The organism is Pseudolysinimonas sp. (genome assembly GCF_049651805.1).
Classification (GTDB): Bacteria; Actinomycetota; Actinomycetes; order Actinomycetales; family Microbacteriaceae; genus Pseudolysinimonas_A.
Map to the genome: position 1 here is coordinate 12868 of NZ_JBASCU010000031.1, position 20345 is coordinate 33212.

The 20345-nt window shown below is 67.9% G+C and carries 19 protein-coding genes; 13 read left to right on the forward strand and 6 right to left on the reverse strand.

Translation table 11 applies throughout. The annotated features are described in order from the left end of the window. The first annotated feature begins 57 nt into the window (after nt 1–57). Both WBL06_RS08175 and WBL06_RS08180 read left to right on the forward strand, forming a co-directional pair. Nucleotides 58–810 (forward strand): AzlC family ABC transporter permease, encoded by a 753-nt coding sequence (locus WBL06_RS08175; RefSeq protein ID WP_424455499.1) that lies wholly within the window; start codon nt 58–60, stop codon nt 808–810. After that, nucleotides 803–1135, forward strand: a complete 333-nt coding sequence (locus WBL06_RS08180; protein WP_424455500.1) for an AzlD domain-containing protein — start codon at nt 803–805, stop codon at nt 1133–1135. The genes WBL06_RS08175 and WBL06_RS08180 overlap by 8 nt, the downstream gene beginning before the upstream one ends. Here WBL06_RS08180 and WBL06_RS08185 read toward each other — a convergent pair whose 3' ends face one another. Further along, nucleotides 1136–1777 carry a hypothetical protein gene (locus tag WBL06_RS08185; RefSeq protein ID WP_424455501.1) on the reverse strand — a complete coding sequence of 214 codons (642 nt, stop codon included), beginning with the start codon at nt 1775–1777 and terminating at the stop codon, nt 1136–1138. It abuts the gene before it with no gap. Nucleotides 1778–2052: 275 nt separating this feature from the next. Between WBL06_RS08185 and WBL06_RS08190 the strand changes: the two genes are divergently transcribed. The 3 genes from WBL06_RS08190 to WBL06_RS08200 are packed head-to-tail and all read left to right on the forward strand — an operon-like array spanning nt 2053 to nt 2930. Next, entirely contained in the window at nt 2053–2307 is a 255-nt protein-coding gene (locus WBL06_RS08190; protein WP_424455502.1) for a FitA-like ribbon-helix-helix domain-containing protein, read from the forward strand. Next, complete coding sequence (locus WBL06_RS08195; protein WP_424455503.1) at nt 2304–2693, forward strand: type II toxin-antitoxin system VapC family toxin; 390 nt, start codon at nt 2304–2306, stop codon at nt 2691–2693. Before WBL06_RS08190 ends, WBL06_RS08195 begins: the two co-directional genes overlap by 4 nt. Before the next feature lie 21 nt (nt 2694–2714). Continuing rightward, the gene (locus WBL06_RS08200; protein ID WP_424455504.1) at nt 2715–2930 is read left to right on the forward strand and encodes a hypothetical protein; all 216 of its coding nucleotides are present in this window, start codon (nt 2715–2717) and stop codon (nt 2928–2930) included. On the opposite strand, the gene WBL06_RS08205 is transcribed toward WBL06_RS08200, so the two are convergent. Then, nucleotides 2927–5413 carry a DNA gyrase/topoisomerase IV subunit A gene (locus tag WBL06_RS08205; protein WP_424455505.1) on the reverse strand — a complete coding sequence of 829 codons (2487 nt, stop codon included), beginning with the start codon at nt 5411–5413 and terminating at the stop codon, nt 2927–2929. The genes WBL06_RS08200 and WBL06_RS08205 overlap by 4 nt on opposite strands. Before the next feature lie 12 nt (nt 5414–5425). Here WBL06_RS08205 and WBL06_RS08210 point away from each other — a divergent pair, with 12 nt between their 5' ends. Further along, nucleotides 5426–6538 (forward strand): alkaline phosphatase family protein, encoded by a 1113-nt coding sequence (locus WBL06_RS08210; RefSeq protein ID WP_424455506.1) that lies wholly within the window; start codon nt 5426–5428, stop codon nt 6536–6538. A 78-nt stretch (nt 6539–6616) separates the two neighbouring features. On the opposite strand, the gene sepH is transcribed toward WBL06_RS08210, so the two are convergent. Next, nucleotides 6617–7645, reverse strand: a complete 1029-nt coding sequence (sepH, locus tag WBL06_RS08215; protein WP_424455507.1) for a septation protein SepH — start codon at nt 7643–7645, stop codon at nt 6617–6619. A gap of 187 nt (nt 7646–7832) precedes the next feature. Between sepH and WBL06_RS08220 the strand changes: the two genes are divergently transcribed. Beyond that, complete coding sequence (locus tag WBL06_RS08220) at nt 7833–8123, forward strand: DUF4193 domain-containing protein (protein ID WP_424455508.1); 291 nt, start codon at nt 7833–7835, stop codon at nt 8121–8123. Between the two features lie 4 nt (nt 8124–8127). On the opposite strand, the gene WBL06_RS08225 is transcribed toward WBL06_RS08220, so the two are convergent. Further along, nucleotides 8128–8577, reverse strand: coding sequence for a DUF3093 domain-containing protein (locus tag WBL06_RS08225; RefSeq protein ID WP_424455509.1), 450 nt, complete (start codon nt 8575–8577; stop codon nt 8128–8130). 32 nt (nt 8578–8609) lie between these two features. Here WBL06_RS08225 and dut point away from each other — a divergent pair, with 32 nt between their 5' ends. The 6 genes from dut to WBL06_RS08255 all read left to right on the forward strand — a co-directional run bounded on the left by dut (nt 8610) and on the right by WBL06_RS08255 (nt 16923). Then, complete coding sequence (dut, locus tag WBL06_RS08230) at nt 8610–9074, forward strand: dUTP diphosphatase (protein WP_424455510.1); 465 nt, start codon at nt 8610–8612, stop codon at nt 9072–9074. Beyond that, a complete protein-coding gene (locus WBL06_RS08235) occupies nt 9071–9688 on the forward strand; it encodes a DUF3710 domain-containing protein (RefSeq protein WP_424455511.1) in 618 nt (205 codons plus the stop codon). The genes dut and WBL06_RS08235 overlap by 4 nt, the downstream gene beginning before the upstream one ends. A 2-nt stretch (nt 9689–9690) precedes the next feature. Continuing rightward, the gene (locus WBL06_RS08240; protein ID WP_424455512.1) at nt 9691–10407 is read left to right on the forward strand and encodes a DUF3159 domain-containing protein; all 717 of its coding nucleotides are present in this window, start codon (nt 9691–9693) and stop codon (nt 10405–10407) included. Nucleotides 10408–10486: 79 nt separating this feature from the next. Continuing rightward, nucleotides 10487–13321, forward strand: coding sequence for an aconitate hydratase AcnA (gene acnA / locus WBL06_RS08245; protein WP_424455513.1), 2835 nt, complete (start codon nt 10487–10489; stop codon nt 13319–13321). Between the two features lie 20 nt (nt 13322–13341). After that, nucleotides 13342–15285 carry a 1-deoxy-D-xylulose-5-phosphate synthase gene (dxs, locus tag WBL06_RS08250; RefSeq protein ID WP_424455514.1) on the forward strand — a complete coding sequence of 648 codons (1944 nt, stop codon included), beginning with the start codon at nt 13342–13344 and terminating at the stop codon, nt 15283–15285. Between the two features lie 126 nt (nt 15286–15411). After that, a complete protein-coding gene (locus tag WBL06_RS08255) occupies nt 15412–16923 on the forward strand; it encodes a DHA2 family efflux MFS transporter permease subunit (protein WP_424455515.1) in 1512 nt (503 codons plus the stop codon). Nucleotides 16924–16941: 18 nt separating this feature from the next. Here the strand turns inward: WBL06_RS08255 and WBL06_RS08260 are convergent, their stop codons facing one another. Together WBL06_RS08260 and WBL06_RS08265 are read right to left on the reverse strand one after the other, a co-directional pair. Next, a complete protein-coding gene (locus tag WBL06_RS08260) occupies nt 16942–19074 on the reverse strand; it encodes a 3-hydroxyacyl-CoA dehydrogenase NAD-binding domain-containing protein (RefSeq protein ID WP_424455516.1) in 2133 nt (710 codons plus the stop codon). Further along, nucleotides 19075–20271, reverse strand: coding sequence for a thiolase family protein (locus tag WBL06_RS08265; RefSeq protein ID WP_424455517.1), 1197 nt, complete (start codon nt 20269–20271; stop codon nt 19075–19077). Nucleotides 20272–20345: the final 74 nt, after the last annotated feature.

Here is a 20345-nt window from a genome sequence, read left to right on the forward strand (position 1 = left end):
CCACCGGTTCCGGATCGGACGTGGCCCTTCGTCGGTCGTCGGTGAGAGGGTGAAGAGATGACCGCCGCCGACCTCCTGCTCACCGAGGGCGACCGTGTGCGAGCCGCACGTCGCGCCGGCATTCGAGCTGCGGCCGTCATCGTGGCGAGTTACATCCCCTTCGGGGTCGCCGCGGGTGCCGCGATGGGGGCGACCAGTGTCGAACCGTGGCTGTCGATTCTCACGTCGCCGATCATCTTCGCGGGGGCCGCCCAGATCGCGGCCGTGCAACTGCTGCACGTCGGAGCGGCGCTTGGCATCGTCGTGCTCACGGTGGCCGTGATCAACGCGCGGCACCTTCTCTACAGCGCGGCGCTCGCTCCGCACCTCGCCGACTGGACGACCCCACAGCGCCTCGGTGCGGCGTTCCTGCTCGCCGACCCGGTCTATGCGCTGGCCGCGGCCCGGTACGACAGCGCGGATGCCGGGGGCGGCATGCGCGAGAAGCGCGCCTTCTACTTCGGGGCGGGTCTGACCTGCCTGGTGGGATGGACGGCGTTGCTCGCGGTCGGCATCGTCGCGGGTGGTTTCATCCCCGACTGGGTGCCGTTCGAACTGGCGATCCCGCTCACCTTCCTGCTGCTCACGCTGCCGCTCATCAAGAACAGGGCGGGGCTGGTCGCATTCGCTATCGCCGGTATCGTCGCGCTCGTCGCGAACACGCTGCCATTGGGCGTCGGCCTGATGGTCGGGGCCGTGGCAGGCGTCGTCGCCGGGGTCGTCGTGCTCAACCTCGCGGATCGCGACACAACGGAGGCCGTCGATGCTTGAGCTTCTCGCCATCGTGCTCGGCGGCATCGTCACCTTCGCGACGCGCGCCATCTTCCTGGTGAGCCGAAAGCTGCGGCCGCCGAAGCGCGTCGAGCGCTACCTGCCGCTCGTCGGCCCTGCGGTGCTCGGGGCGATCGCGATCCCGGGGATATTGGCGCCGCGCGGCGAGATCTCGCTCGTCGACACCGTTCCCGCCGTGATCGCCGCCGTTGCAACTTGGCTCGGCTGGAAGTTCACCCGGCAGATTGCCGTCGGGTTGATCGTCGGGCTCGGGCTGTGGTGGGCGATCCTCGCGGTGATGGTCGCGGTGGGTGTGGAGCGCTGATCACTCGCGACCGCCGCGAGCTTTCCTGACGGCGCGCTCGAGCACTGCGGTGAGTTCGGGCGTCGACATGCTTCTGTGACTGACGCTGATGGTGAGGAGGGTATCGCCGGGTGCTCTCGCATACACCCATACGCTCAAGAAGGCCTCGTACTCGGTCACGACGAGGACCGTCACCGCGACGACGTCGCGCGGAAGCCCGAAGTCGAGCGGCGTTGTGAGGATCTCCGCGGGGATTCCCTGGATCTGCGTCGCGCCGACGATTCCGGCGCACGCCTCAATGGCATTCGCGAGGTTGTGGAACTGGGCGCCGTCAACGCTGCTGACAATGCTCTGCTGGAAAAGGCTCCCGCCGTTGACGAAGACCCGTGACGCGATCGTGCGATCCCGACCTGAGTCGAGTTCTTCGGCGTAGTTCCGGTCGCACGGGGCCTGCGTCGGCTCGGTACCCGCGGCCAGCGGGTGGTCCGGAGAAGACTGGGCGAGCAACCACCCCTCGGGGAGCTCGGATGCGGTCAGGAGCCGCTTGTAGAGCGGCGGTGTGGACTCGGACAGAGCCCGCTGTATCTGCGGCGGTGGAGCGCACGAGACGAGCAGCAGGACAACACCGGCGATCAGGCCGGTGCGAACGAGGAGGCGGGGCACGGGTCCAACCTCCCGCGATCCGACTCCGGGAGCTCGACGTCGCCGTGTCATGTGGACAGCACTCCCGCGAGCTCCGTTGGGGAGGACTCGATCTCGCGGTTGTTCACGCCCCAAGTTCGAGGAGTGACTCAGGATGCTGCGGCTGCCGCGCGCGCTGCATGGGAGCGCGACCCGACGTTCGGCACTCTGAGGCCGACTTCGCGACCGCCGGAAGAGAGCGCACGTTGGGTAACCCGTCGCTGGTCGTCATGCTCATGGCATGCTAACGTCATGCCATGAGCACCCTGCAAGTGAAGAACCTCCCGGAAGAGCTGCATGCTGCACTGGCGGCCCGGGCGAAGTCCGAGGGTGTCACGATGTCCGAGTTCGTCACCCGTACTCTCCACAAGGAGCTGTCGCGTCCTTCCATGGCGGACTGGCTCACGGGCATCCGCAAGGTCGGCGACCCAGATCGCCGGATCGATACCCTCGCCGCCCTCGACGCTGCGCGTGATGAGTACGACCCCGACGAACGGTTTCCGGCACGGTGAGGGCGGTCGTCGACGCCAGTGTGTTCGTCGATGCCTTTCTTCACGATTCGAAGGGGGCGGCCGCGCGTCGCGCACTCGTCGAAGTGGAGCCCTGGGCGCCGGATCTCGTCGATTCCGAGGTGATGTCGGCAATTGCACGGCTTGAGCGAGCGTCTGAGTTGCGCCGTGATGAGGCCGACTCCGTGATCGCGGACTGGACCAATGTTCCCGTAGAGCGGGTGGCCACCTCGACTCTGGTACCCAAAGCCTGGAGGCTCCGGGATGCGGTCCGAACCAGCGACACGTTCTACGTCGTCCTTGCCCGAGTGTTGGGTTGCCCGCTGATCACGAGCGACGGCCGCCTATCGAGGGCCCCCATCGACGTCACCATCATGTTGGTGCGGTGAGACCTGCGGGATACTGGGCGTGTGCCCGCTCAGGACCAGTTGCCCATCCTTGACTCGGTCAACGCCGTCGAAGTCCGGACAGGCCGACCCGTCGCGGGCGGATTCGCGGCGCTGACGACGCTCATCGTCATTTGCACGGTTGTGGGCCTCGGGTTCTGGGGCGTTGTCGCCGCCCTCGTCACCTTCTGGCCTCTCACCCTTGCGGGGCTGGCCCTCATTCAATCGCTGCTCTTCTAGAGCGCGCGACCGATCGAGCCGACCACGGCATCCATCGGTGTTCCCGAGGCGTCGCGCTTCGCACCGACGTCGGGCAGGGTGCGGAGCGACCCGTCGGGGCCGACCGCGAGGGCGGGTGCTGGGCCGGCCCAGGCCAGAGCGAGCGCGTTCTCGCCCTTGAGGAAGGTGTGGGCGCGCACGCCGCCCGTGGCACGGCCCTTGCCCGGGAACTCGCTGAAGGCCGAGACCTTCGCCCGCCCCGGGTCGGCGCCGGCGAGGGTTTCAGTCGGCGTCGAGATCGTTGCGACCACGACATCCGCGGCGGGGTCGACGGCACCGAAGAAGAGCACCTTCGCGCCCGCCGACAGGTTGATGCCCGCCATACCGCCGGCAGCGGTGCCCTGGGGCCGCACGGCCGACGCAGCGAAGTGCAGCAGTTGGGCGTCGGTGGTGACGAACACCAGCTCGTCGGCGTCGCCACCCTGCGCGACACCGACGACCTCGTCGCCGGGCTTCAGCGCGATCACCTCGAAGTCGGGCTTCGAGGGCCACGCGCCCGTCGCGACCCGCTTCACGACCCCGGACGCCGTGCCGAGCGCGATCGGCTCGTCGGAGGTCAGCGACACCAGGCCGAGCACGCGCTCCTTCTTGTCGGCGAGTCCGAGGTAGTCGGCGATGCGGGCTCCGGCCGCGAGTTGCGCCGAGTTGGCGGGCACCGACGGCAGGTCGACAGGGGAGAAGCGCACGAGGCGGCCGCGTGAGGTGATCGCGCCGAGCTCGCCGCGCACCGTCGAGACGACGGTCGAGAGGATGGCGTCGTGCCGACCCCGGCGACCACTGCGAGCCCGCGTCTCGGGAAGGAGAGCTTCGCCGCCCTCGACTCGCACCGTGCGTCCGGTGGTCGACAGCACGACGAGGGTGGGGCCGTCGGCGATCTCCAACGCCGGCCCGCCGGCCGCGGCGGCGCGACGTTGCGCGGGAGTTGACGCGATGGATGCCTTCGCCTCGGTGAGCAGCGTGCGACGCGGGGTGCCGAATCGCTCGGCCACGTCATCCAGCTCGACGCCCACCTGGGTGCGCACCCGCGCCGGGTCGCCGAGCAGCGCTTCGAGTTCGGCGATCTCTTCCTGCAGCTTGTCGCGCTCGCGCTCGAGTTCGATGCGCGAGAATTTCGTGAGACGGCGCAGCTGCAACTCGAGGATGTAGTCGGCCTGCAGCACCGACAGTTCGAAGACCTCGATCAGCCGGGTGCGCGCGGCGGCGGCGTCATCAGACGAACGCACCACCTGGATGACCTCGTCGATGTCGAGGATCGCGATGAGCAGGCCGAGCACGAGGTGCAGGCGCTCCTGGCGGCGGGTCAGCCGGTACTGGGAGCGACGGGTGACCACCGAGATGCGGTGGTCGAGGTAGACCTGCAGCAGGTCGCGCAGCCCGAGCGTCTGCGGTCGCCCGCCGACGAGGCAGACGTTGTTGATGCCGAAGCCGTCTTCCAGCGGCGTGAGCCGGTAGAGCTGCTCGAGCACGCCCTCCGGCGAGAACCCGGTCTTGATGCCGATCACCAGCCGCATGCCGTTCTTGCGGTCGGTGAGATCGGTGACATCCGAGATGCCGGTGATCTTCTTGGCCTGCACCCCGTCTTTGATCTTCTCGATGACCTTCTCGGGCCCGACGAGGTACGGCAGTTCGGTGACCACGAGGGCGGTCTTGCGCGGGCCGACCTGTTCGACGGTGACCTTGGCGCGGGTCTTGAACGTGCCGCGCCCGGTGGCGTAGGCGTCGCGGATGCCGTCGAGGCCGACGATCGTGCCCCCGGTCGGCAGGTCGGGGCCGGGCACGTACGCCATCAGGTCGTCGAGGGTCGCTTCGGGGTTCTCGAGCAGGTGCTTTGCCGCCGCGGCGACCTCGATGAGGTTGTGCGGCGCCATGTTGGTGGCCATGCCGACCGCGATGCCGGCCGCGCCGTTGACGAGCAGGTTCGGGTAGGCCGCGGGCAGCACCTCGGGCTGGGTGAGCTGGTTGTCGTAATTCGGCACGAAGTCGACGACGTCTTCGTCGAGCCCCTCGCACATCGCCACCGCGGCGGTACGCAGCCGGGCTTCGGTGTAGCGGGCGGCGGCGGGACCGTCGTCGAGCGAGCCGAAGTTGCCGTGCCCGTCGACGAGCGGCACGCGCATCGTGAAGTCCTGGGCGAGCCGCACCAGGGCGTCGTAGATCGCCGTGTCACCGTGCGGGTGCAGCCGGCCCATCACGTCGCCGACGACGCGCGAGCTCTTCACGTGGCCGCGGTCGGGGCGCAGGCCCATCTCCGACATCTGGAACAGGATGCGGCGCTGCACGGGCTTGAGTCCGTCGCGGGCGTCGGGCAGGGCGCGCGAGTAGATGACCGAGTAGGCATACTCGAGGAACGAGCCTTCCATCTCGGTCGCGACATCGACATCGAGGATGGTGCCATCGAGGGTCGCAGGATCGTCTGCGGCGGGGGGAGGAGGTGGGGGAGTCATAAGATCGGGGCCATGTTACCGGCGGCGAAAACTCACCGGTTCAGCCTCACCGACGTGCTGTCGAATTGCCTCTCGTCGGTGCTCGGTGAGCGGGGAAATCTGAGCCTTCCGCCGGTGCAGCACGCGGTCGTGCTGCTCGTCGACGGGCTCGGCTCGGTCGCCCTCGAGGCTCACCGCGGCTACGCCAGGCGGTTGCTCGCCGCGCCGCGGGCCGACGTCATCCAGACGGTGTTTCCCTCGACCACCGCTTCGGCTCTCGCCTCCCTGACGACCGGTGTACTGCCCGGTGTGCACGGGCTCATCGGGTACCTCGGGTTCGACTCGAGCGGCGACCGCGTGATCAACCAGTTGACCGGCTGGGGTGGCGACCTCGACCCGGGCAGCTGGCAGCGGGTGCCGACCCTGTTCGAGCAGGCCGCGGCCGACGGCGTTCCCGCCTTCGCGGTCGGGCCGGGCCGCTACCGCGATTCGGGCTTCACAGCAGCAGTCCTGCGTGGCGCGGTGTACCACCCGGGGGAGTCGATCGGGGCGCGGCTGGCCGAGGTGGCCCGCATCCACGGCACCCACGAGCGTTCGCTCAGCTACGTGTACGCGCCCGAGCTGGACGTTGTCGCCCACGCGAAAGGCATCGCCTCCGACGCGTGGGTCGCCGCACTGGAAGAAGTGGATGCCGCGGTCGGCACCTTTGCCGGCACGTTGGGGCCGCGGACGGGGTTGCTCGTCACGGGCGACCACGGCGGCCTCGACATCCCGCGGGAGCACCACGTCATGGTCGACGCCGACCTTCTCGAGGGTGTGCGGCACGTCTCCGGGGAACCGAGGTGCCTGGCTCTGCATCTGGAACGGGGGGCGGATGCCGCCGCGGTTCTGCAGCGCTGGCGGGCCGTCGAGGGGGGGCGCGCCTGGATCGCGACCCGCGACGAGGTCGTGGCCGCCGGCTTCTTCGGCGACGTCGACCCCGACGTGACCCCTCGCATCGGCGACATCATCGTCGCGGCTCGCAAGCGCATCGCCTACTACCTCGACGAGAACGACCGCGGCCGCACCATGATCGGCCAGCACGGGTCCCTCACCCCCGAGGAAACCCACATCCCCCTCCTCCGCTTCGGAGCCTTCGCGAGCTAGCCTCACAACCCGTTTGTGACCGGCCTGACGACGAGCAGCGAGAGGGGTGAGGGGCCGCCCCTCACCCCGACCCCCGAGTTACAAGTCGTCGTCAGTACGAGCCCCGAAAACGATCTCATCCCACGACGGCATCGACGCCCGCCCCTTGCTGCCACGGCGACCGTTGGGCCCGGTGTCGCGGGCCGTCGGCTTGGTGCGCATCGAGTCGATGGGGTTGTCGCCGGAGCTGTCGAGCGGGATGTCGATGAGTCGCACCGTTCCGGTCGACGGGTGGGAGGCGAGGGAATCGTCGGGGTCGAGATCCATCGGGTCGCGTTCGCCCCGGCGCTTGCGCAGGGCGTCGAGCAGGTCAGCCGTCTGGTTCTTCTTCACCGGCAAGTGTTCGACATCGCCGACGCGTCCGTAGGGGACGGGCTCGAGTAGCGGCCCGGTCTCATCTGCGGGGGCGGCCTGCGTCGGGGTGAGGTTGAACGCTCCGCTGTCGAAGCGCGCGGCATCCGCCTGCTCGTCGAGGGGGACGGCACGAAGGCGGGGCACGAGGTTCGTCGGCTGCTCACCCTGCTGCGAGAGCGCGATCGCTTCCTGGTTGAGCGGCGCGAGCGTCGACTTCTTCGGGTCGAACGACCAGCGGGCGTCGTGGTCGATGGTCTCGGCGACGAAGGTGAGTTTCACGACCCAGCCGCCGCCGTCCTCTTTCCAGGAGGCCCAGCGTTCGCCGATCGCGTGCGCGTCGGCGAGACGTCGACGGATGACGGTGCCGAACGTGACGCCACCTCCGAAGGGGTCGGTGTCGTTGGCGAGTTGCACCGGCACGGCAAGCGCCGACTCGATCACGTATTCGCGTTCCGCGAGCACAGGGCCCTCGAAGCGCTGTACGTAGTCCAGGTCCACGCCGGTGATCGCGGCGACGTCTTCGGCCGACATCCCGGCTCGGATGTGGGCCTGGATCTCCCGCGGGGACATTTTGCGCACATTGCCAGGTTCCGGCGACGACTGACGCAGCCGCGACTGTAGCACGTCGTCGATCGCCACCCGGTAGCGATTACCCTGCTCGGAGGCGACGAGCAGCGAACCGCTCTCCACGCCGATGACTTTCAATTCTTCCATCGGGCCCTCCTTCGGGCCCAGGATGACACGGCGGGGCCGGAATCCCGGGGAATATCCCGGGCGCGCCGCAAGTTGACCTGCACGCGAGGAACCCCTGATTCGGGGTGGTTTGCGATTCCGGTGTCGATCATGCAGACTGACGCCGCCGAATCGAGCACCACGGCAGCAAGACACGAGATGGATGGGCATGGCAACCGACTACGACGCACCGCGCAAGACCGACGAGGACACCGAGTCGATCCAAGCCCTGCAGGAGCGCGTTCCCGACAAACTGTCGGGTGTCGTCGACGTCGATGACGCCGACAACCCCGGCTTCGAGCTCGGCGGCGCCGACCTCTCCGACCTCGACCTCGATGTCGTGGTTCTGCCGCCTCAGGCCGACGAGTTCACGTGCGTGAACTGCTTCCTGGTGAAGCACCAGTCGCAGTTCGATCACGACACGAAGCTCGGCCCGATCTGCGCGGAGTGCTCCGCGTAGGACGCTATTTCGTCAACGCTGCGGCAAGCTCCGCGGGGCGTCTGGTCGACACCAGCCAGTAAGGCGTCGGGTCGGCGTCGTCGGCGATCTCGATGCGCACGACGCCCGAGATCCAGCCGCGCAACGCGAGCCACGCGCGGGCATCCAGTCGCGTTCCCCGCTCGGCCACCGCATCCGCACCGGTGTGAGCAGACACCGTGCCCACGAAGGTGCGCTCGATGCGTGCCCGGCCGACTCGCAGCATCCCGTCGGTGACCTCGATCACCGGGGTCGTCACGAGCAGCGCGACGACGATCGCCGCGTAGAGCGCGATGGCGACCACGACCCCGGCCGCGGGGGAGATGGGGAGGAAGACCAGCAGGCTGGCGGGGATGACGAGAGCCGTCGACAGGAACACCCACCAGGTAGGCCAGAGTCTTTCACGGAAGGAATCGGGTCGTTCGAGATACCGCATGGCTCTATTCGAGCATGGGCTAGCCTCGTCAGGTGACCGAGTCGATCGAGGTGCTGTTCTCAGGCACCCTCCCGGTCTACGCCCATCCCGGCGATGCCGGAGCCGATCTGGTGTCGACCGACGACGTGGTGCTCGCCCCCGGCGAGCGCGCGACCGTCGGCACCGGCCTGAAGATCGCCCTGCCGAACGGGTACGTCGGATTCGTCGTGCCGCGCAGTGGACTCGCGATGAAGCACGGCATCACGATCGTCAACGCGCCGGGCACGGTGGATGCCGGCTACCGCGGCGAAATCCGCGTGACCATGCTCAATACGGATGCCCGCGATCCGTACGCCATCGCGGTCGGCGACCGAATCGCCCAGCTCATCGTCATGGCGGTGCCCAGCGTGCGATTCGTCGAGGTGGAGCGACTCCCGGGCAGCGATCGCGGCGAAGGCGGCTTCGGATCGACCGGCTACGGCACAACAGACAGCCCTACAGGAGCACCCACGACGTGAGCGATATCGAACACCCCAAGTCCGCCCCAGCCGACCGTGCAACGGCCGGCCCGTTCGACGAATCCGAAGTCAACCCCGTGCGGCCCTACGTCGACCTCGGCGGCATCAAGCTGGTTCCGCGCCCCGAACTCGCCGTGCGGCTCGAAGTCGAGGAGAGCAACAAGCGCGTGGTCGCCGTCGCGCTCGACTACGCCGGTTCGACTCTGCAGTTACAGCCGTTCGCGGCGCCACGGTCGAGCGGTCTGTGGAACGAGATCCGCGAGCAGATCGTTCAACAGATCGAGAAGCAGGGCGGTCGCACCGTCGCGAGCACCGGCGCGCTCGGCCCCGAGTTGCGAGCCGAGATCCCGGCACCCGGCGGCCAGGGCACTCGGATCGCCCGGTTCGTCGGCGTCGACGGTCCGCGCTGGTTCCTGCGCGGCGTGATCAGCGGCGAAGCAGCGGTCAATGCCGAAGCCGCCGCGAAGGTGGAAGAGTTGTTCCGCAGCGTCGTCGTCGTGCGCGGCACCACCCCGATGCCGCCGCGCGACCTGGTCCCCCTGCACGTTCCGGGGTCGGTCGCCGGGGGGCCTCCGACGGGCGCCACCCCGACCGGTCCGGCAGCTCAGGTCTGACGATGGCCGACCAGCAGCCGATGGATGACGACGCGCCGACGCTCCGCGAGGCGATGTCGGCCGCGGCCCGACGTTCGGGATTGGGCAAGGTGACGCCGGGGGAGACCCCGACGGCGAGCGCCCTGCTCGCCGCAATCGGCGGGGCGCGGGGCCTCATCGAGTCGATCGTGCCCGGTCTCGGGTTCTTGGTGACCTACACGATCACCCAGAATCTGGTGCCGTCAGTACTCGCGCCACTCGGACTCGCCGTGATCTTCATCATCGTGCGGGTGGTCACCCGGCAGCCCGTCACGACTGCTCTCGCCGGCGCCCTCGGCATCGGCATCTCGGCGGCCCTTGCCCTGTTGACCGGCAACGCGAACGACAACTTCGTGCCGGGGTTCTTCATCAACGGCGGGGTGCTGTTGGTGATGATCGTGAGCCTTGTCGCGCGTCGCCCGTTCGTCGGGGTGATCGTCGGGTTGTTGCTGGGCGACGACGACTGGCGGCGCAACGCCGCCAAGATGCGGGTGGCTGCGGTCGCGACAGTGCTCTGGGCGACGCTTTCGGCGGTGCGACTCGCGGTGCAGGTGCCGTTGTATCTCGCGGGGTCGACCGAGGCGCTCGCTGCTACGAAGTTGGTGATGGGGGTGCCGCTCTACGCGGCGCTGCTCTGGGTGACCTGGCTTCTCGTGCGCACCGCGTGGCGCGCTCGTGAAGAACCCGCCGACGGGCGCTAGAATTATCTCGACGTCAAGATAAATCGCGACCGACCCGGCCTAGAATTGCTGGACGGTCAGCGGTGTCAGAGGAGACAAAGTGTCGAAGGTCAACAGCTTCAACTCGAAGGACACCCTCACGGTCGGCGACACCGACTACGAGATCTACCGCATCGACGCCGTGCCCGGGCACGAGAAGTTGCCGTTCAGCCTCAAGGTGCTGCTCGAGAACCTCCTGCGCACCGAAGACGGCGCCAACGTCACGAAGGCGCAGATCGAAGCGCTCGGCGCGTGGGTGCCCGAGGCCGAGCCCGACACCGAGATCCAGTTCACCCCGGCCCGCGTCGTCATGCAGGACTTCACCGGTGTTCCCTGCATCGTCGACCTCGCCACGATGCGCGAAGCGGTGACCGCGCTCGGCGGCGACCCCGACACGATCAACCCGCTCTCGCCCGCCGAGATGGTCATCGACCACTCGGTGATCGCCGACCTGTTCGGCACCGAAGACGCCCTCGAGCGCAACGTCGAGATCGAGTACCAGCGCAATGGCGAGCGTTACCAGTTCCTCCGCTGGGGTCAGACGGCCTTCCAGGACTTCAAGGTCGTTCCGCCCGGCACCGGCATCGTGCACCAGGTCAACATCGAGCACCTCGCGAAGGTCGTCTACGACCGTGAGGTCGATGGGGTGCTCCGCGCCTACCCCGACACCTGCGTCGGCACCGACTCGCACACCACCATGGTCAACGGCCTCGGCGTGCTCGGCTGGGGCGTCGGCGGCATCGAGGCCGAGGCCGCGATGCTCGGTCAGCCGGTTTCGATGCTCATCCCGCGCGTCGTCGGTTTCAAGCTCACCGGCGAGATTCCCGCGGGCGTCACGGCGACGGATGTCGTGCTCACCATCACCGATCTGTTGCGTAAGCACGGGGTGGTCGGCAAGTTCGTCGAGTTCTACGGCAAGGGCGTGGCCTCGGTGCCGCTCGCCAACCGCGCGACGATCGGCAACATGAGCCCCGAGTTCGGCTCGACCGCCGCGATCTTCCCGATCGACGATGTCACGCTCGACTACCTGCGGCTCACCGGGCGTGACGAGCAGACGGTCGCCCGCGTCGAGGCCTACGCCAAGCTGCAGAAGCTCTGGCACGACCCCGAGCACGAGCCGGCGTTCAGTGAGTACCTCGAACTCGACCTGTCGACCGTCGTGCCGTCGATCGCCGGGCCGAAACGTCCGCAAGACCGCATCCTGCTCGCCGACTCGAAGGCTCAGTTCGAGAAGGACATCCTGAGCTACATGACGCCGACGATCACCACCGACATCGTCGACCTCGAGTCGAAGCACTCCTTCCCGGCCTCCGACCCGGGTTCGGTGCCCGGCGAGGAAGAGGAGGCGACCCGCGAGGTGCACATCTCGTCGGGTGCCCCGGCCGCCGCCTCGCGGCCCGTCAAGGTCACGACGCCGGAGGGCACGTCGTACATCCTCGACAACGGTGCGGTGACGCTTGCCGCCATCACCTCGTGTACCAACACCTCCAACCCGTCGGTGATGATCGCGGCCGGGCTGCTCGCCCGAAATGCCGTCAACAAGGGGCTCAAGCGCAAGCCCTGGGTCAAGACCACGCTCGGCCCGGGCTCGAAGGTCGTCACCGATTACTACGAGAAGTCGGGACTCGACAAGTCGCTCGAGGCGGTCGGCTTCTACACCGTCGGCTACGGCTGCACGATCTGCATCGGCAACTCCGGCCCGCTGATCGAGGAGGTCTCCGAGGCGGTCAATTCGCACGACCTCGCGGTGACGGCGGTGCTCTCGGGTAACCGCAACTTCGAGGGCCGCATCAGCCCCGACGTCAAGATGAATTACCTCGCGTCGCCGCCGCTCGTCGTCGCCTACGCGCTGGCCGGCTCGATGCACTTCGACTTCGCGGTCGACCCGCTCGGTCAGGATGCCGACGGCAACGACGTGTTCCTCAAGGACATCTGGCCCTCGCCCGAAGAGGTGCAGAAGACGATCGACACGTCGATCTCGCGCGAGCAGTTCATCAAGCAGTACGCCACCGTGTTCGACGGCGACGAGCGCTGGAAGAGCCTGCCCACCCCCGACGACGCGATCTTCCAGTGGGACGAGAACTCCACCTACGTGCGCAAGGCGCCGTACTTCGACGGTATGACGATGGAGTTGACCCCGGTCGCCGACATCCACGGTGCTCGGGTCATGGCGACCCTCGGCGATTCGGTGACCACCGACCACATCAGCCCGGCGGGCAACATCAAACCGGGCACCCCGGCGGCCGACTACCTGACCGAGCACGGCGTCGACCGGGTCGACTTCAACTCGTTCGGCTCGCGTCGCGGTAACCACGAGGTGATGATCCGCGGCACGTTCGCCAACATCCGGCTCAAGAACCTGCTGGTCAGCGCGGTCAACGACGGCGCTGTGGTCGAGGGCGGCTACACCCGCGACTTCACGAAGCCCGGCGGCCCGCAGTCGTTCATCTACGACGCCTGCATGAACTACCAGGCGCAGGGCACCCCGCTCGTCATCTTCGGCGGCAAGGAGTACGGTTCCGGCTCGTCGCGCGACTGGGCGGCGAAGGGCACCTCGCTGCTCGGCGTTAAGGCCGTGATCACCGAGAGCTTCGAGCGCATCCACCGCTCCAACCTGATCGGGATGGGCGTCGTGCCGCTGCAGTTCCCGGCCGGTCAGAGCTGGGAGTCGCTGGGTCTCGACGGCACCGAGATCGTCTCGATCGCAGGGCTCGAGCAGCTCAACGAGGGCGTGACGCCGAAGACCGTGAAGGTCACGGCGGCGCCCAGCGAGTTCTCGGCCGCGGGCAAGCCGACGGTCGAATTCGACGCGGTCGTGCGCATCGACACCCCCGGTGAGGCCGATTACTACCGCAACGGCGGCATCCTCCAGTACGTGCTCCGCAGTTTGGTCTAGTGGGCGCTTAGGCTCGCGGTATGACTTTGCTCGGCGGCATCCACGGTCCGCGCGACCTCGACGCGCTGAGCACGGAACAACTCGCCGAGCTCGGCGACGAGATCCGCCGCTTCCTCGTCACCGAGGTGTCGAAGACCGGCGGGCACCTCGGGCCGAACCTCGGCGTCGTCGAGCTGACGATGGCGATTCACCGGGTGTTCGACTCCCCGCGTGACGCCGTCGTGTTCGACACCGGTCATCAGAGCTATGTGCACAAACTGCTCACCGGTCGGCAGGACTTCAGCCGACTGCGCATGAAGGGCGGTCTCGCCGGCTACCCGCAGCGGTCCGAGAGCGAGCACGACATCGTCGAGAGCTCGCACGCATCCTCGTCGCTGTCGTGGGCCGACGGCATTTCGCGGGCGTTCGCGATGACCGGGCAGGGCGACCGCTACGTCGTCGCCGTCGTCGGCGATGGCGCCCTCACCGGCGGGATGACGTGGGAGGCGCTCAACAACATCAGCGATGACAACTCCCGCCGCCTGGTGATCGTGGTCAACGACAACGGGCGCTCGTACGCGCCGACCATCGGCGGTATGGCGCGCTTCCTGAACGATGTGCGTACCCGCCGCTCGTATCGACGCCTCTACCGCACCAGCCAGCAGGTGTTCGATCGGTTCGGCACCGTCGGCCGGGCCTTCTACCGCGGCACGCGCGGCGCGGTGCACGGGTTCCTCTCCCGCTTCGCCAACAACCAGGCGCTCTACTCCAACCTCGACATCAAGTACCTCGGTCCGGTGCACGGGCACGACCTCGCCGCGCTCGAGTCGACGCTGCGCCAGGCGAAGGAGTACCAGGCGCCGGTCATCGTGCACGTGATCACCGAGAAGGGCCACGGCTACGGGCCCGCGGTGGCCGACATCGCCGACCAGTTCCACGCGGTCGGTCAGATCGACCCCGAAACCGGCGAACCCGTCGAGGCCCCGTCGCGGCCCTCGTGGACGAGCGTCTTCGCCGACGAGATCGTCGAACTCGCCGACCAGAACCCGCGACTGGTGGGCATCACCGCGGCGATGCTGCGGCCGACGGGGCTCCACCGGTTCGCCGAGAAGTACCCTGATCGGGTCTTCGACGTCGGCATCGCGGAACAACACGCCGTCACCAGCGCGGCGGGGCTCGCCTACGGCGGGCTGCATCCGGTGGTCGCCCTGTATGCGACGTTCGTGAACCGAGCCTTCGACCAAGTGCTCATGGATGTCGCGCTCCATCGGGCGGGCGTGACCTTCGTGCTCGACCGAGCCGGCGTGACCGGGCCCGACGGCCCCAGCCACCACGGCATGTGGGATCTCGCGATCCTGCAGGCGGTGCCGCACATCCGCATCGCCGCGCCGCGCGATTCCACCCGGTTGCGGGAACAGCTGCGCGAGGCGGTGCAGATCGACGACGCCCCGACGGTCGTGCGTTTCTCGAAGGGCAACGTCGGAGGCGATCTGGATGCCGCCCGCCGCACCGAGGACGGCGTCGATGTGCTGCGCGAGGCTGCGCACCGCGATGTGCTGATCGTCACGGTGGGTCCGATGGCGAAGCTCGGGCTTCAGGTCGCCGAGCGACTCGCCGCCCAGGGAATCGGTGCCACCGTCGTCGACCCGCGCTGGGTCATCCCGGTGCCGGCCTCGATCATCAACATCGCCCGCGACTACCGCCTCGTGGTGACGATCGAAGACGGCATCCGGGTCGGCGGCATCGGCACGCGCATCCGCCAGGAGCTGCGGGCGGCCGGCGTCGACACGGCGGTGGACGAGTTGGGTCTGCCGGACAAGTTCCTCGACCACGGCGATCGGGCCGAGATCCTCGCCGACGTCGGCCTGTCGGATCAACAGATCGCCCGCGACATCGTCGCGCAGGTGCTCGGCACCCGCATTCCCGTCGCCCGCCCGCTACCGAATGAGGCCGCGGTCGAGGAAGAGTCGCCCATTCGGGAATAGGCTCCGCGGGCTGAGGGTTGTTCACTCACGGCGCAACTCGCACGGTGAGTCGTGTCGGACCCTGGCGCTAGCGTGAAAGTCCGGCACCTGAAAGTCCGGCAGTCGCCGAGCATCCCTGGAGGAATCGTGAGTCATCCGAGCACGTCGGAAAGCGCGACTGCCGACCACGCCGACCGCCTTGACCCCAAGGCTCGGATGGCGCTCATCCTGCTGCTCGCGGCGGTCTTCGTCGTGTTCCTCAATGAGACCACGATGTCGGTCGCGATTCCCACGATCATCGCCGACCTCGGAATCTCCGCGGCTGAGGGGCAGTGGCTCACCACCGGATATGCCTTGACGATGGCAGTGGTGATCCCGATCACGGGCTGGCTGCTCCAGCGGTTGAACACGCGGCCGATTTTCGTCGCCGCGATGAGCTTCTTCACGGCGGGCACGCTGATCGCGGCGACGGCTCCGGTGTTCGAGGTGCTCGTCGTCGGTCGCATCGTGCAGGCCACCGGAACCGCGATCATGATGCCGCTGATGATGACGACGATCATGACGATCGTGCCCATGCACATCCGGGGTCGCATCATGGGTCGCATCTCGATGGTCATGTCGCTCGCGCCCGCGATCGGCCCCACCGTCGCCGGATTCCTGCTTCAGGCATTCGACGGGTACTGCCGCGGACTGTTCTGGGTGATGCTGCCGCTCGCCATCACCATGCTCGTCGTGGGCATCGTGCTCGTGCCCAACGTCACCGAGACCCGCGCCGTCCCACTCGACGCACCCTCGGTCGTGCTATCGGCGCTCGGCTTCAGCACGCTCGTGTACGGACTCAGCAGCATCGGTCTCGCGGCCGAGTCCGCGGCGGTCGTGGCGCCGTGGTTGCCGATCGCGATCGGTCTCGCCTTCCTGGTGGCGTTCGTGCTCCGGCAGTTCGCGCTCCAGCGCCGGGATGCGGCATTCCTCGACCTGCGCACGTTTCGCGCGCGTACCTTCTCGCTCGCGATCGTGATGTTCTCGCTCGCCATGCTCATGATGTTCGGCTTCGTCATCACGATGCCGATCTACCTGCAGTACTCCCTTCTGCAGCCGACCGAGGTGATCGGGCTCATCATGCTGCCGGGCGGCCTGCTGATGGGTCTACTCGGCCCTTTTGTCGGCCGCTTGTATGACCGGTTCGGCCCACGACCGCTCGTGATCCCGGGCGCCCTCGCCGTCTCGACGTCGGTTTGGGCGTTCGCGCTGGTGCTCGACGTCACCAGTTCGGTGTGGCTCGTCGCCGCGATCCAGACCACGCTGTTCCTGGGCTTCGCATTCCTGTTCCCGCCGTTGTTCACCGCCAGCCTGGGCTCGCTGCCGATGCACCTGTACTCGCATGGCAGCGCGCTCATCGCGACGATTCAGCAAGTCGCCGGGGCGGCCGGCGCGGCGGTCTTCGTCGCACTGTTCACGGTCGCGTTGGCGGCGTCGGGAACGACCGACGTCACCGTTGCCGCGCCCGGCGACATCGCCGACGGTGCGCGCGCGGCTTTCCTCGCGGGGGCATTCGTGTCGCTCGGCATCGTCGCGGCTGCACTCTTCGTGCGCAGGCCGGTCGCGCCCGAGTTCTCTGACGCGTCGCTCAGTGCGGAAGCAGAAGCCACCGCTCACTGATGCGGGCGGGCACGAACCTCAGGCGACGCCGATGATGCGCGGCGTGTGGAAGGTCCCTCCGAAGACGCGCTCGCTCGCGCCGACCCGGTCGAGATAGGGGGTCGCGCCCCCCATCGGGAACGGCCAGCCCGCGCCGAGGATGAGGCACAGGTCGATGTCCTCGGGCGCGCCCACGACCTCGTCCTCCAGCATCCGGTGGATCTCGTCGGCCAAGCCGTCTTCCACTCGCGCTCGCAGCTCGTCGGCGGTGTAGGGCGTGCTGTCCGGGATGCGGTGCTTCTGGACGATCTTCAACACCTTCGGGTCGATGCCCTTCGACGCGCCCTTGGCATCCTTCTCGAACAGACGGCCGTACTCGGCCAGTTCGTGCAGCGCGGGACTCTCGAAGAACCGCTCAGGGAAGGCGGCGTGGTGGGTGTCGAGTACGTGCGCGCCGACCTTCAAGCCGACGAGTTCGAGCAGCACGAAGGGATCCATCGGCAGGCCGAACGGTCTGACGGCCTCGACCACGGTGTCGAACGGCGTTCCGACCTCCACCGCGTGCATCGCCTCTCCGAGCAGCTTCGCGAGGATGCGGTTGACGACGAACCCGGGGGTGTCGGCCGTGATGACCGCGTTCTTGCGCAGCTTCGCGGCCGTCACCATCGCTGTGCTGAGCGCCTCGTCGTTGGTCTTCGGCGTCTTCACGACCTCGATGAGCGGCATCACCGCCACCGGGTTGAAGAAGTGGAAGCCGACGACCCGCTCGGGGTGCTTGAGCCTCGCGCCGATCTGCTCGACCGACAGCGATGAGGTGTTGGTCGCCAGGATCGCTTCGGGGGAGATGTGCGTCTCGACGTCGGCGAACACCTGCTGCTTGACGCCGAGTTCTTCGAAGACGGCCTCGATGACCCAGTCGCAGTCGGCGAAGTCGGCCTTGTCGGTCGTGCCGGTGACGAGAGCCTTCAGACGGTTGGCCTCATCCGACCCGATGCGACCCTTGCCCAACAGGTCATCGATCTCGCCGCGAATCGTCGCGACCCCCTTGTCGACGCGTTCCTGGTCGAGGTCGGTGATGACGACCGGCACCTGGAGTCGTCGCACGAAGAGCAGCGCGAACTGCGTCGCCATCAGGCCGGCGCCGATGACGCCGACCTTCGTGACGGGGCGGGCGAGTGCCTTGTCAGGCGCCCCCGCGGGCTTCTTCGCACGCTTCTGCACGAGGTTGAAGGCATAGATGGAGGCGCGGAACTGGTCGCCCGAGATGAGGTCGGCGAGCGCCTCATCTTCGGCGGCGAACCCGGTCTTCTTGTCAGTGTTCTTCGCCGCCTTGAGCAGCTCGAGCGCGCGATACGGGCTCTTCGCGACCCGTCCGATGCGTGAGGCGAGCATCTTGTCGGCGATGCCGATGGCGACATCCCACTTCACCGCCCGCTCGATCTTGCCCGGCTCGTTCTTGCGCTTGACCTTGGTCTTTCCGGTCAGCACGCTGTCGGCCCACTTCAGCGAATCCTCGAGGAAGTTGGCGGGGCCGAACATCGCGTCGGCGATGCCCAGCTCGAGCACCTGCGGCGCCTTCAGCATCCGGTTGTTCTTGAGCGGGTTCGAGATGATCACCTCGAGGGCGTTCTCGATACCGATCAGGTTCGGCAGGATCCACGCGCCACCCCAGCCGGGGATGATGCCGAGGAAGACCTCGGGCAGCGCGAAGGCCGGCACCGAGGAGTCGATCGTGCGGTAATGGGCGTTGAGTCCGATCTCCACGCCGCCGCCGAGGGCGAGACCGTTGTAGAACACGAACGACGGCACGCCGAGCTCCGAGAGCTTGCCGAGCGTCTCGTGGCCGAGCTTGGCCATGAGCACCCCGGTCTCACGATCGGGGATGTCTTCCACCTTCGACAGGTCGGCGCCCGCGGCGAAGATGAACTGCTTGCCGACGACGGCGACGCCGTCGATCTCCTTCTTGGCCGCGCGAGCCTTCAGGGCGTCGAGCACGCCCGACAGCTCGAGCAGAGTGGCCGGGCCCAGGGTCGACGGCCGGGTGTGGTCACGACCGTTGTCGAGGGTGATGAGCGCGATCGTCGTGCCGCTCGGCATCCGCACATCGCGCAGATACGAGTGTGTGATGACTTCGTCGGGGTCGAGCCCGACCAGCTTGCTGAAGTCGGTCATCTACTTCTTCCCCTTGTAAGCCGGGTTCTCCCAGATGACGCTGCCGCCCTGGCCGAGACCGACGCACATCGCGGTCAACCCGTAGCGCACCTCGGGGTGCTCCTCGAACTGGCGGGCGAGCTGGATCATCAGGCGCACGCCGGATGCGGCGAGCGGGTGCCCGATCGCGATGGCGCCACCCCATGGGTTGACACGCGCGTCGTCGTCGTCGATGCCGAAGTGGTCCAGCAGCGAGAGCACCTGCACCGAGAACGCTTCGTTGAGTTCGAACAGGCCGATGTCGTCGATCGTCAGGCCGGCCTTGCGCAGCGCCTTCTCGGTCGACGGAATCGGGCCGATGCCCATCACCTCCGGTTCGACGCCCGCGAACGCGAACGAGACCATGCGCATCTTCGCCGTCAGGCCGAGCTCTTTGGCGACGTCGGCGTTGGCCAGCACGGCCACGGTTGCGCCGTCGGTGAGCGGTGACGAGTTGCCGGCGGTGACCCGCCCGTGCGGGCGGAACGGGGTCTTCAGCGAAGCGAGACCCTCCATCGTGGTCTCGGGGCGCATCCCCTCGTCTTCGGTGGCGAGGCCCCAGCCTTCCGCGCTCTTGATCGCGACCGGGATGAGGTCGGGCTGGATCTTGCCCGCGGCGTAGGCGGCGGCGACCTTCTGCTGGCTGCGCAGCCCGAAGCGGTCGGCACGCTCCTTCGTCAGCGACGGGAACCGATCGTGCAGGCGCTCGGCGGTGTTGCCCATGTGGAGCGCTTCCGGGTCGACGAGTTTCTCGGCGAGGAACCGCGGGTTCGGGTCGGCGCCGGCGCCCATCGGGTGTCGACCCATGTGCTCGACGCCGCCGGCGATGCCGATGTCGTACTGTCCGAAACCGATCATGCTGCCGATCGACGCGACGCTCGTCATCGCCCCGGCACACATCCGGTCGATCGCGAATCCGGGAACGCTCAGCGGCAGGCCGGCGAGGATCGCGGCGGTACGGCCGATCGTCAGGCCCTGGTCGCCCGTCTGTGTGGTCGCGGCGATGGCGACATCGTCGATGCGCTCCGGGGGGAGGTTCGGGTTGCGCTCGAGCAGCCCGATCATCGCCTTGACGATGAGGTCGTCGGCGCGGGTGCCCCAGTATTGGCCCTTCTCACCGGCTCGACCGAACGGGGTGCGAACCCCATCCACGAAAACGACGTCGGATCTCTCGGCCACGATGCCCTCACTCCAGTTGATTCGGCGCGAACTGTTGTCGCTGTGCGTACGACAGTCAGCCTAGGCAGGGCCTT